This is a genomic window from Segatella copri (assembly GCF_003465495.1).
GTDB classification, from domain to species: Bacteria; Bacteroidota; Bacteroidia; order Bacteroidales; family Bacteroidaceae; genus Prevotella; species Prevotella copri_G.
On record NZ_QSAV01000010.1, the window covers coordinates 18,460 to 30,505 of the forward strand.

General features: G+C 45.4%; 11 protein-coding genes. 4 read left to right on the forward strand and 7 right to left on the reverse strand.

The window, feature by feature from the left end:
- Positions 1-15: 15 nt before the first annotated feature.
- The 5 genes from DWV53_RS04265 to DWV53_RS04285 form a co-directional block, all read right to left on the reverse strand.
- Entirely contained in the window at positions 16-459 is a 444-nt protein-coding gene (locus DWV53_RS04265) for a hypothetical protein (protein WP_022121942.1), read from the reverse strand.
- Positions 460-513: 54 nt separating this feature from the next.
- On the reverse strand, positions 514-753 hold the full coding sequence (gene atpC / locus DWV53_RS04270; protein WP_118151860.1) for an ATP synthase F1 subunit epsilon: 240 nt from the start codon (positions 751-753) through the stop codon (positions 514-516).
- Positions 754-771: 18 nt separating this feature from the next.
- Complete coding sequence (gene atpD / locus DWV53_RS04275; protein WP_006846855.1) at positions 772-2,298, reverse strand: F0F1 ATP synthase subunit beta; 1,527 nt, start codon at positions 2,296-2,298, stop codon at positions 772-774.
- A gap of 205 nt (positions 2,299-2,503) precedes the next feature.
- On the reverse strand, positions 2,504-3,481 hold the full coding sequence (pfkA, locus tag DWV53_RS04280) for a 6-phosphofructokinase (RefSeq protein ID WP_117692823.1): 978 nt from the start codon (positions 3,479-3,481) through the stop codon (positions 2,504-2,506).
- 136 nt (positions 3,482-3,617) lie between these two features.
- Complete coding sequence (locus DWV53_RS04285; RefSeq protein WP_118151862.1) at positions 3,618-5,066, reverse strand: SLC13 family permease; 1,449 nt, start codon at positions 5,064-5,066, stop codon at positions 3,618-3,620.
- Between the two features lie 449 nt (positions 5,067-5,515).
- Between DWV53_RS04285 and rpsA the strand changes: the two genes are divergently transcribed.
- The 4 genes from rpsA (at position 5,516) to DWV53_RS04310 (ending at position 11,009) form a co-directional block, all read left to right on the forward strand.
- Positions 5,516-7,300 (forward strand): 30S ribosomal protein S1, encoded by a 1,785-nt coding sequence (gene rpsA / locus DWV53_RS04290; protein WP_117586285.1) that lies wholly within the window; start codon positions 5,516-5,518, stop codon positions 7,298-7,300.
- A 434-nt stretch (positions 7,301-7,734) separates the two neighbouring features.
- Entirely contained in the window at positions 7,735-8,910 is a 1,176-nt protein-coding gene (locus DWV53_RS04300; protein ID WP_117692817.1) for a PCMD domain-containing protein, read from the forward strand.
- A gap of 20 nt (positions 8,911-8,930) precedes the next feature.
- The gene (locus DWV53_RS04305; RefSeq protein ID WP_118151865.1) at positions 8,931-9,767 is read left to right on the forward strand and encodes a porin family protein; all 837 of its coding nucleotides are present in this window, start codon (positions 8,931-8,933) and stop codon (positions 9,765-9,767) included.
- A gap of 75 nt (positions 9,768-9,842) precedes the next feature.
- Complete coding sequence (locus DWV53_RS04310) at positions 9,843-11,009, forward strand: hypothetical protein (RefSeq protein WP_118151867.1); 1,167 nt, start codon at positions 9,843-9,845, stop codon at positions 11,007-11,009.
- Positions 11,010-11,432: 423 nt separating this feature from the next.
- Here the strand turns inward: DWV53_RS04310 and rplT are convergent, their stop codons facing one another.
- Positions 11,433-11,777, reverse strand: coding sequence for a 50S ribosomal protein L20 (gene rplT / locus DWV53_RS04315; RefSeq protein ID WP_006846863.1), 345 nt, complete (start codon positions 11,775-11,777; stop codon positions 11,433-11,435).
- A 39-nt stretch (positions 11,778-11,816) separates the two neighbouring features.
- Positions 11,817-12,014 (reverse strand): 50S ribosomal protein L35, encoded by a 198-nt coding sequence (rpmI, locus tag DWV53_RS04320; RefSeq protein WP_006846865.1) that lies wholly within the window; start codon positions 12,012-12,014, stop codon positions 11,817-11,819.
- Between the last annotated feature and the right edge of the window lie 32 nt (positions 12,015-12,046).

The window sequence follows — 12,046 nt, forward strand, 5'->3', positions numbered from 1 at the left end:
TTGTTTCAGAACCGCTTATGAAAGACGGTTCTTTTTCTCTACCCGAGCGAAGTAGATGCAGTCGAACACGAGGAGTACGACATAGAAAAGGGCAAAGATGGCGGTAAAGCCCAGAATGTTCTGCTTGTCGCATACCAGCACGTAGATGAGGAACACCAGCGTGCCTGCCATCAGCTTCAGCACCAATGCTGCCAGGTAGAACTTGGCGAGATTAGCAGGCGATGACTTTGCAACAGCCTTCCATGCTTCACCATAAGCAGTACTTGCAACGAGTGAGAATATCGCACTCACTACCAGCGGGTTAACAACCTGGGCTATCATATCATCGCATTGAGCAGACAATCTGCAGGCAAAGAGCACGGCAAGAGCCACTGCTGCTGTAAGCCACAAAGAAATCTGCTTATACCTGATACTCGCCTGTCTGATAGTCTGCAAGCGCAACTTTTCGTCTTTTTCCATTATTCTATTTTATCAATATAGCTGTCAACTATTAACTGTCAACTATTAACTAAATTATACTTCTACGCAAAGGCTCACTTCGTTTTTCTTACATTCCACGAATCCGCCCTTGATGTTCATTACCTGCTTGCCTTCACTGGTGGTGTATTCCACCTTGCCCACTTCGAGCGAAGAGATGATAGGCGCGTGATCCTTGAGAATCTCGAACGAGCCGAGGGTTCCCGGAACCAGTACGCTCTCTACCTCACCCTGGAAGACTACTTTCTCAGGAGATACTATCTTTAGCTGTAACATAAGCCGTGGATTTAAAGATTACGCCTGTGCTGCTGCGAGCAACTGCTTAGCCTTCTCCTTGGCATCCTCGATAGTACCTACGTTGAGGAATGCCTGCTCTGGCAGGTCATCTACCTCACCGTCGAGGATGGCGTTGAAGCCCTTGATAGTCTCTTCGATAGGAACCATCACACCCTTCAAACCGGTAAACTGCTCTGCTACGGTGAATGGCTGGCTCAGGAAACGCTGTACACGGCGTGCACGGTTCACGGTCAACTTATCCTCATCAGAGAGCTCATCCATACCGAGGATGGCGATGATATCCTGCAACTCGTTATAACGCTGCAACAACTGCTTTACTCGCTGTGCACAATCGTAGTGCGCCTTGCCCACAATCAGCGGGTCGAGGATACGAGAGGTAGAACCCAGCGGGTCTACGGCAGGATAGATACCGAGAGATGCAATCTTACGGGAAAGCTCTGTGGTAGCATCCAGGTGAGTAAAGGTGGTGGCTGGAGCAGGGTCGGTCAAGTCATCGGCAGGCACATAAACGGCCTGTACTGAAGTGATGGAACCATTCTTGGTAGAAGTGATTCGCTCCTGCATGGCACCCATCTCAGAAGCCAACGTTGGCTGATAACCTACGGCTGATGGCATACGACCCAACAGCGCAGATACCTCAGAACCAGCCTGGGTGAAACGGAAGATGTTATCGATAAAGAACATGATATCCGCTGCCTCACCATTCTTACCTCCGTGATCACGGAACTCCTCAGCTACGGTCAAACCAGAGAGAGCTACAGAAGCACGTGCCCCAGGTGGCTCATTCATCTGACCATATACCAGGGTAGCCTGACTCTTGGCAAGTTCCTCAGGATCGACAAGTGAGAGATCCCACTTACCTTCTTCCATCGCTTTACGGAACTTCTCGCCATACTTGATAACACCAGACTCGAGCATGTCTCGAATCAAGTCGTTACCCTCACGGGTACGTTCACCTACACCAGCGAATACAGAGTAACCGTTGTGTCCCTTGGCAATGTTGTTGATCAACTCCATGATGAGCACCGTCTTACCTACACCGGCACCACCGAAAAGACCAATCTTACCACCCTTCATGTAAGGCTCAAGCAGGTCAATCACCTTAATACCGGTAGCAAGCATCTCCTTGTGAGTAGAAAGTTCGTCAAACTTCGGAGCCTCACGGTGGATAGGATAAGCACCCTTCATGTCCAATTCATTCATACCATCAATAGGCTGTCCGATGACATTCATCATACGGCCCTTGATCTGCTCTCCGGCTGGCATCTGGATTGGGTTACCTGTAGGGATAACCTCCAAGCCGCGCTGCAAGCCGTCAGTATTATCCATAGCGACACAGCGAACCGTATCCTCACCGATATGCTGCTGCACCTCGATGACAAGTTCGCGTCCGTCTGGACGTTTTACCTTCAGAGCTTCATAAATTTTAGGAAGCACCTTCTCTGGATTCTCGCCCTTTGTATCGAAGTAAACGTCGATAACAGGACCGATAATCTGAGAGATACGTCCATTAATTTGTGACATAAGCTTATTAGTTTAAATGTTATATATATTTATATTATTCTTGGCTGCAAAAGTAACAACAATTTATGGAAACCACAAATTAATTTGAAGTTTTATTCGGCTTTTATACCTTATTAAACCATTTTTAGTTCCCTTTAAACCATTTTCCTATGCAAAAGCAAGAAGTCAGGAGTCCAAACTCCCTTCTTACTCCAATCTCTATAAATTAGATACTCAACTCGTCCAAAACCTTGATCAGTTTACGGTCGAATGGCTTATCTGAGCGGATGGCTTCAGAAAGTGGAACGTATACCACCTCGTTGTTGCGTACACCAATCATCACATTGCGCTGTCCCTGCATGATAGCCTCGATGGCACCACAACCGGTACGGCTCGCAAGAATACGGTCACGGGCTGACGGACGGCCGCCACGCTGCAAGTGACCCAGGATGGATACACGTACATCAAACTCAGGGAACTCCTTGCGCACACGGTCGGCATAATAAAGAGCACCGCACTTAGGACTCTCTGACACGATGACGATACAACTCTTCTTAGACTTACGGATGCCACGCTCCATGAATTGAGCCAACTGGTCTACGTCGGTAGAATCCTCTGGAATGATAGCTGCCTCTGCTCCACTGGCGATAGCTGAATTCTGCGCCAGAAAACCGGCATCACGGCCCATCACCTCGATAAAGAAGATACGCTCGTGGCTCTGCGCAGTATCACGGATGCGGTCTACACATTCTACGATGGTATTCATCGTAGTATCATAACCGATTGTATTGTCTGTACCATAAAGGTCATTATCAATTGTTCCTGGCAATCCGATGCAGCATACATCAAACTCACGTGCGAAATTCATCGCACCTGTCAGCGAACCGTTACCGCCAATCACGACAAGCGCATCTATTTCCTCTTTCTGAATCGTTTCAAATGCCTTCTGGCGACCTTCCTCGGTCATGAATTCCTTAGAACGGGCTGTCTTCAGCATCGTACCACCTGTGCCGATGATACCGCTTACATTCTCTGTAGAAAAGGTTTTAATTTCATCATTGATGAGACCATCGTAACCACGATAGATGCCTTTCACAGTGAAACCGTTGTAGATAGCCGAACGGGTAACCGCACGGATAGCAGCATTCATACCTGGAGCATCTCCTCCAGATGTTAAAATTCCAATAGTCTTAATCTTAGCCATAACTATACCTTATTATATTATATATATTTTTAATGTTAGTTTATTATCCTATCAGGATGATGTTTTTCATCCATTACCCCTACATATATAGTAGGTACCCAAGGGTATACCCCTTGCTTTGTTTGGGCTTATCGATTTAAATAATTAGGTTTGCGGCACCAGCCACCAGGATATGGGAGAGCCAAAGGATAGCAAGTCCGATGACGCCACCCATCAAAGCTTTCCAGCCAATATTGCGGAAATACCATCCCATGTGCATACGTTCCATCTTCATCAGGGCAAGACCACTGATTGTACCGATACCAAGAACGTTACCACCAGCCATTACGCAATATGCAATCATCTGCCAGTAGATACCATTGGTATGATAATCAGTAAGCATGCTGAATGAAGGATCATTCACACTTGCCAGATCATGAAGGGAGAAAAAGTTCATGGCTGTAGCAAAGTTGTCAAGTACAGTACTGACTATACCTGCCAAGACACCATGCAACAGCACACCAGGATGCTTATCATCCATACCGACAGAGTTGAGAAGAGCGGCAAAATCGTCAAAAGCGCCGGTCTCCTTCACCACTCCGATGGCAAGCATGATACCCATCACGAAAAGAATCATCTGGACGACTCCGTATTGGAAGACTCTAGGGGTGCGACGGTCAGCCATCGCATCCATATTCATAAGTTTTCGGTTGAATATCTCGTTCACAATCCAGAGTACACCCAATACGCAGAGCGCACCGAGGAAAGGACTTAATTTCGTAATATTATGGAAGGTAGGGATAAACCACAATCCACCGATGCCCACAAAGAGCATCAGCAAGCGCTGCCATACATTGAGACGGGTATCATCCCCGCGGTATGGCATAGCAATCCATTCTGTCTCTACTCTTTCAGGCAGCATGCGCTGCATCATCACCAACGGAATGAGCCAGGCTGCAAGACATGGCAGCAGAAGCGACAGGAAATAATGAGTAGCCGTTACAGCACCCATATTCCACATCACCAGTCCTTCCGGATTTCCGATAACGGTAAGAGCTCCGCCACAGTTGGCAGAAAGAACAATGGCACCTCCATACACCATACGCTGACGACGGTTTGGAATTACTCCATGCATCATCGTAAGCATCATCACTGTTGTAGTAAGATTATCGAGATTTGCCGAAATAACAAAGGTCACGGCAGCGAGAATCCATAGCATTTTCTTGGCGCTTCGGGTACGTAACAACTGGCGTATGAAATCGAAGCATCCGTTGTTATTGAGAATTTCAACTATCGTCATAGTGGCTAGCAGGAAGAGTACGATTTCTGCAGCTCTACCCACATAAGGAAGGAAGATGTTACGGGCAATAAAATACTTCACCGTTGTACTGGTGGATTCTATCTCGTTCCACATTCCGAGATTCAGATAGCGTGAATAATCAGAAGAGTGTTCACTGGTCACGAAGTCCATACCGAAACAGATATAGAGAACCCATCCTACCGTTCCAGCAAAGATGGCTACGGCAGCACGGTTCACCTTGGTAATATTCTCGGTTGCAATGAGAATATATGCCAGTATCAGTATGGCAAGGATGACTAGTGTCATATCATTATTTTATTATATTCATTACATTTTGAGCGCAAAGGTAACAATTATTTTGTTATCGCCAACATTTCGGTGTCTTTTTTTAATGAATTTAACTCATTTTCATACAAATGAAAATTTCGTCCGTTTTTTTCGTTCGCCATTATTTTTCTTCCCTCTTCATTTTCATCATAGAATCAGATGAAAACACGGATAACAGAGAAGAACATCACAGGAAGAAACATCGAGGAGGAAGTTATCAGAATATTAAAAGGTTAAGCATATATATATTTATGTATTTCCCCGAAGGAACCCACTAAAAACAGCGATTTTAGTTAAATATTACTAACAAAAAGAAGAAAGTCAAGAGTAAATGCCTGTAACTCAAAGAAAATGAGTAATTTTGCGCCCGATTTATACAATTCACATAAAGTCAAACTTTATTAATTTTAATTTTTTAATTATTTTTTATGTCAGATTTAAAGAACGTAAAGCCATTGGACGACTTCAATTGGGATGAGTTTGAGAATGGCACAAGCGCAAACGTCAGCAAAACAGACCTCGAGAAGGCCTATGACGAAACTCTTAACAAGGTAACAGAACACCAGGTTGTAGAGGGTACAGTAATCTCTGTAGACAAGAAAGAGGTTATCGTAAACATCGGTTACAAGAGCGATGGTATTATCCCTGCTTCTGAATTCCGTTACAACCCAGACCTCAAGGTAGGCGACAAGGTTGAGGTTTATGTAGAGAACCAGGAGGACGTAAAGGGTCAGTTGGTACTCTCTCACAAGAAGGCTCGCCTCAGCAAGTCTTGGGAGCGTGTTAATGCAGCTCTCGAGAACGAGGAAGTTATCCAGGGTTACATCAAGTGCCGCACTAAGGGCGGTATGATCGTTGACGTTTTCGGTATCGAAGCTTTCTTGCCAGGAAGCCAGATCGACGTTCACCCTATACGCGACTACGACGTATTCGTAGGCAAGACAATGGAGTTCAAGGTTGTAAAGATCAACCAGGAGTTCCGCAATGTCGTTGTATCTCACAAGGCTCTCATCGAGCAGGAGCTCGAGCAGCAGCGTAAGGAGATCATCGGCAAGCTCGAGAAGGGTCAGATCCTCGAGGGTACCGTTAAGAACATCACTACTTACGGTGTATTCGTTGACCTCGGCGGTGTTGACGGTTTGATTCACATCACAGACCTCTCTTGGGGCCGCGTAAGCGATCCACACGAGGTTGTATCTCTCGACCAGAAGATCAACGTTGTTATCCTCGACTTCGATGAGGAGAAGAAGCGTATCGCTCTCGGTTTGAAGCAGCTCACTCCACATCCATGGGATGCTCTCGATGAGAACCTCAAGGTAGGTGATCACGTGAAGGGTAAGGTAGTGGTTATGGCTGACTACGGTGCATTCGTTGAGATTGCTCCAGGTGTAGAGGGCTTGATCCACGTATCTGAGATGTCTTGGAGCCAGCACTTGCGTTCTGCTCAGGACTTCATGAAGGTAGGTGACGAGGTAGAGGCAGTTATCCTGACTCTCGACCGCGCTGAGCGCAAGATGAGCCTTGGTATCAAGCAGCTCAAGGAAGATCCATGGGAGGCTATCGAGGCTAAGTATCCTGTTGGCAGCAAGCACACAGCTAAGGTTCGCAACTTCACTAACTTCGGTATCTTCGTAGAGCTCGAGGAAGGTGTTGATGGTTTGATCCACATCTCTGACCTCTCTTGGACTAAGAAGGTTAAGCACCCATCTGAGTTCACTTCTGTAGGCGCTTCTATCGATGTAGTAGTTCTCGAAATCGATAAGGAGAACCGTCGCTTGAGCCTCGGCCACAAGCAGTTGGAGAAGAACCCATGGGATGAGTATGAGGCAATCTACACTCCAGGTTCTGTTCACCAGGGTACTATCACTGAGTTGATGGACAAGGGTGCTGTTGTAGCTCTCGCTGAGGGTGGTGAAGGTTTCGCTACTCCTAAGCACCTCACTAAGGAGGACGGCGCAATGGCTAAGAAGGGCGAGACTCTCGACTTCAAGGTTATCGAGTTCGTTAAGGAGACAAAGCGCATCATCCTCTCTCACTCTCGTACATTCGAGGAGGGTAACGAGCCAGTTGCTAAGCCAGCTCACAAGCGTGCAAACGGCGGTCGCAAGAACAACAACGAGACAGCTATGATCAACAACGTTGCTGCTAGCACATCACTCGGTGATATCGATGCACTCGCTAAGTTGAAGGCTCAGATGGAGGGCAAGGCTTAATCTTAAACAGATCAGGCTTTTGCTATTCATTAGCTAAATAACATTCAGGGGACTGAAATCTCATTACTGAAATTTCAGTCCCCTTTTTTATTATGTGTATTTAAAAAAATAAACTATCGGGCACTATCTGCCTACTTCGGTAAACTCATCTCTACTAATTCATGTCCTAAAACCACTAATTCATAGTATTTTTCTATCATAACATGTCGAAAAATCCAAAAACCTTTGGTAGTTTCAAGTTTTCTGCTTATCTTTGCAGAAGATAAGCTGCACTCGGCAATTTGTAAGCAAGCTTACATTGCGCTCGTTTGCATTATCTTTGCAACCGATAAAGCAATAATTTATATGAGCTAGAGAAATCATTCTCTCAAGAATCATCTGAAAAGAAAGAGAAGCGATTCTCCAGATTACAAAAGGAAAAGAAAGTTCAAGATATGAAACAGTCAAGATTAATAGTAGCCGCTCTATCAATGAGTTGCATCACTACCCTCTCCTCCTGCTTCAAGGAAGAACCGCTCAATGCCGAATGCGACATCGAGCAGGCATACATACATGCAGACAACAAGATTTTATTGAACTCATTGTTTACTAATCCATCTGATACATTGGTCAATGTGCAGAGTGATCAGACAAACATCGAGTTCACAATGAGACCATTTGCCACCCTTACCAAACAGGCGCCAATATTCCGCCTTACACCTGGTGCAACCATCTCACCTGAAAGTGGAAGCCTTCAGGATTTCTCAAAAGGACCTGTAACATATACAGTTACTTCTGAAGACAAGCAATGGAGCCGTACCTATCAGGTAAGCATCAAGAAGGGACAGACCGCCATGCCAAACGAGATTGAATTCGAATTTGAAGACGCATATATCAGCAAAGGATACTACAACTGGCAGGAGAACTGGAACGGCAATAAACTCGACATCTGGGCAACAGGAAACTCTGGATTCAAAATGAGTAACAGTTCATCTAAACCGGAAAAATATCCTACCGTGATGATAGAAAATGGACACAGGGGAAAGGGAGTGCAACTCACAACCCGACGCACAAGTGGGCTTGCCGATGCAGTGAAAAAACCTATCGCTGCCGGCAACCTCTTTATCGGACAGTTTGATGCTACCGATGCCCTTTTCGATGCAATGAAGGCAACAAAGTTCGGTCATCCGTTCTGTTTCAGCGCCAAGCCTGCTAAGTTAGAAGGATGGTATAAGTATCAGGCTGGCGAAAATTTCACCGACAAGAATATGAAACCACTTGACCGCCATGACTACGGAACCATCTATGCTGTACTCTATGAGAACATCGATGAAAAGGGAAATGCCGTATTACTCTACGGAGATAATGTACAGACCAGTAAACAGATAGTGGCACTTGCTCTGGTAGGTGAAACCCAAGATGACAACGGAAAAGTTGCTATTGGAAACACGCCGGAATGGCATCACTTCAGCGTAGATTTCGAGTATAAGAAAACCATTGACCCAATCAAGTTGAAGAATGGTGGCTACAGTCTCGCTATTGTCAGTTCATCCAGTTCCGATGGAGCCAACTTCCTGGGTGCCGTAGAGAGTACCCTTTGGATAGATAGTTTCAAGTTGATTTGCAAATAAGCTAAGGAGGAAACTATATAATGAAGAAGATAACAATATTAGCTCTCCTGCTGACATGGGGCACTGCTACATGGGCAGGAGAAAATGAGAATCAGAAGACTGGGGAGCACAAGCAGGTAGAAGAAAGCAAGCGAACCTCGTGGAACAAATATCTTCACGGCTACCAGTATCAAGCACGAGTGGCATATAATCTGGGAGGCACAGCCCCTATCGGTCTTCCTGCCACCATCCGTACACTGCACAGCTATACCCTGCAACCTAACTTCAGTCTGGGTATCGATGCTTATCACCCACTTTCAGGCAAATGGGGATTCGTTGGAGGACTTCACTTCGAAAACAAGGGCATGAAGATTGATGCAGGCGTAAAAAACTATTATATGAGGATAGTACGTGGCGGAGAAGAACTGAAAGGTATATTTACAGGAAACGTGGTTACGAAGGTAGACATGAGTCTCATCACGGTACCATTGCAAGCAACATACGACATTTGCGACAACCTCCGTTTCAAGTTGGGTCCGTATGTTAGCTATGTGACATCAAAGAAGTTTGAGGGCTGGGCATACGATGGTTACCTCCGTCGCCAGGAGGAAGGTCATCCTAAGGGCGATCCTACCGGACAGAAGGTAAAGTTGGGTCATGACGAAGGCGAGCGTGGTGATTACGATTTCAGCGATGATATGCGCAACTGGCAAGTGGGCGTAGATTTCGGAATAGACTGGCGCTTGAACAACCGCTGGGGCATCTGTGCTGATCTGAGCTGGGGCTTAAATGGTATCTTTAAGAAAGATTTCGAGACCATCGAACAGACGATGTATCCTATCTACGGCAGCGTAGGTATCACGTATCAGCTGAAGTAAGATATTATATAATGTACGCGAACATTATTATATATAGAGAGAATCAATATTTATTAATATAAAAAAAAGAAGACAATGAAAAAGTTTATTTATTTGATGGCCATGGTTTGCACCCTTGGCTTCTTCACCGCTTGTAGCAGCGATGATGATGATCCTACAGTATGGGACACTTTTAAGGCAGGTACTTACAATGTCTGGGGCCAGGAGCTTGATACTGAAGATGGCGAAGTAGATTATAACTTCATAGATTTCGATATGAATATCGAAAAGGCTGGAAATCAAACTGCCAAGGTAACTTTGACAGACAAGAGTGGCGAGGTAACTGTTAACGTACCAGAGGCAACCATTATTGCACAGGATGGTTACACTTTGAGAGGTCAGGGAACAGCGACCATTAATGACAATGTAACCAAGGCTACAGAAAATGCCAACACAATGACGGTAGATTTCACTGCTAAGATTTCTGCAGACTACAAGAACATCAGCGTAGAACTGAAGACAGCTGATGGTACATTCAATGCAGGCAACAGCACAGAAAAGCCAGCCGTTTCCAAGCTTCTTGCAACCTGGAATCTCGAGCCTGTAACCATGTATGACGACAATGGCAATCAGACAGACAATCCTGATGATGCTTCGGCATGGAAAGGTTCATTCAAGATGAATTGGGAAACTGCAGCAGACTGCCCTCCTATCATGGGTTTCATCCCTGCAGCAACAGCACCACAGATGGCAGAAAGCATTGTAAACCAGTTGTTACCAACCCTCTTGAAGTCTGTAACATTCACAGCTGATGGCAAGATTATCGCTCAATACGCAGAAGCTAAGTTAAGCGAAACAAATACAGAGGCACCTGCCACTCCAAACTGGCAGATTGCTGAAGGCTATGCAACTTATAAGATTGTAGATGAGAATCAGATCGTCGTATTCCTGAACAATGAAAAGATTGCCGGCACCATCACAGATCCTGCCAAGCAAGCAGCCATCGGTGCAGTTCTGGCAGCTTTCAAGGATGGTGTTCCTGTAAACGTTCGTTTCAACGACAACAATACTGCATTCTTCTATCTGAATAAGGATTTTGCTACAAAATTGGCATCTAATCCGGTTCTTGTTAAAATGGTTGAGAGCCTCGGTAATGACGATCTGAACGGCTTTGCCGGAATGGTCAAGGCGATTGTAAAGCAGTTGCCAGAGTTGATGGGTAAGACCACCAAGTTCGAGGCAGGTCTTGAGTTGATGAAGTAAAGCAAAGCTTCTGCCCACACGCCCTGAAAGGGCAGAAGCTCTTAGCCCAGGGCAACGCCCTGGGTATAAACAGAAAACAGCAAGGCGCCCTGTAAGGGCAAAAGCTTTATAATCCATATTTTAAAGCTTTTGCCCTTACAGGGCGTATGTGTATAACTCCGTACAACCCAGGGCGTTGCCCTGGGCTAGGAGCTTCTGCCCTTTCAGGGCGTATGGAGACATCTTTGCCAACTTTTAGAACTACTGCCCTTTACCATTGATTCAGGGCGCGAGGGGGTTTTCTTCCTAGTTTTCCAGGCACAAAAAAAAGATTGCATCAGCGGAAATACTTCCAACCAATGCAATCTTCAGCTTTCTTTAATCTAGAGGCTAAACACTTTCTTACGAGAAAAATTCACGAAAGAAAAGAGCCTAGCGTCGGATTTACTTCACCTTTGCAACGATAGCCTTGAAAGCCTCAGGGTTGTTTACAGCGAGGTCAGCGAGAACCTTACGGTTAATCTCGATACCAGCCTTGTGAAGAGCACCCATCAACTGGCTGTAGCTCATACCATCGAGGCGAGCAGCAGCGTTGATACGCTGGATCCACAATGCGCGGAATGTGCGCTTCTTGTTACGACGATCGCGATAAGCGTAGGTAAGACCCTTCTCCCAAGTGTTCTTAGCTACTGTCCATACATTCTTGCGAGCTCCATAGTAACCCTTAGTGAGCTTCAAGATTCTTGTTCTTTTTGCTTTTGATGCAACGTGATTTACTGATCTTGGCATAATTTTTTTTCTTTAAAAGTTCGACTAAAAAGTTAATAATTAACGGAGGCAGAGCAAGTCGCGAACCTGCTTCAAGTTTGAACGGTCTACGAGAGTCTCACCAAGGAGATTTCTCTTCTGCTTCTTTGTCTTCTTAGTCAAGATGTGACTGTGGAAAGCGTGATGACGCTTAATCTTACCTGTACCGGTGAAACGGAATCTCTTCTTTGCGCCGGAATTAGTCTTTACTTTTGGCATTTTTACTTTTAATTTTAAATTGTTATTTATTA

Excerpts from the sequence above, each read along its gene's own strand:
- pfkA (WP_117692823.1), bottom strand. The coding sequence starts at position 3,481 with ATGGCTAAGATTAAGACTATTGGAATTTTAACATCTGGAGGAGATGCT.
- rpsA (WP_117586285.1), top strand. The coding sequence starts at position 5,516 with ATGTCAGATTTAAAGAACGTAAAGCCATTGGACGACTTCAATTGGGAT.
- DWV53_RS04305 (WP_118151865.1), top strand. The coding sequence starts at position 8,931 with ATGAAGAAGATAACAATATTAGCTCTCCTGCTGACATGGGGCACTGCT.
- DWV53_RS04265 (WP_022121942.1), bottom strand. The coding sequence starts at position 459 with ATGGAAAAAGACGAAAAGTTGCGCTTGCAGACTATCAGACAGGCGAGT.
- rplT (WP_006846863.1), bottom strand. The coding sequence starts at position 11,777 with ATGCCAAGATCAGTAAATCACGTTGCATCAAAAGCAAAAAGAACAAGA.
- DWV53_RS04310 (WP_118151867.1), top strand. The coding sequence starts at position 9,843 with ATGAAAAAGTTTATTTATTTGATGGCCATGGTTTGCACCCTTGGCTTC.
- atpC (WP_118151860.1), bottom strand. The coding sequence starts at position 753 with ATGTTACAGCTAAAGATAGTATCTCCTGAGAAAGTAGTCTTCCAGGGT.
- DWV53_RS04300 (WP_117692817.1), top strand. The coding sequence starts at position 7,735 with ATGAAACAGTCAAGATTAATAGTAGCCGCTCTATCAATGAGTTGCATC.
- rpmI (WP_006846865.1), bottom strand. The coding sequence starts at position 12,014 with ATGCCAAAAGTAAAGACTAATTCCGGCGCAAAGAAGAGATTCCGTTTC.
- atpD (WP_006846855.1), bottom strand. The coding sequence starts at position 2,298 with ATGTCACAAATTAATGGACGTATCTCTCAGATTATCGGTCCTGTTATC.
- DWV53_RS04285 (WP_118151862.1), bottom strand. The coding sequence starts at position 5,066 with ATGACACTAGTCATCCTTGCCATACTGATACTGGCATATATTCTCATT.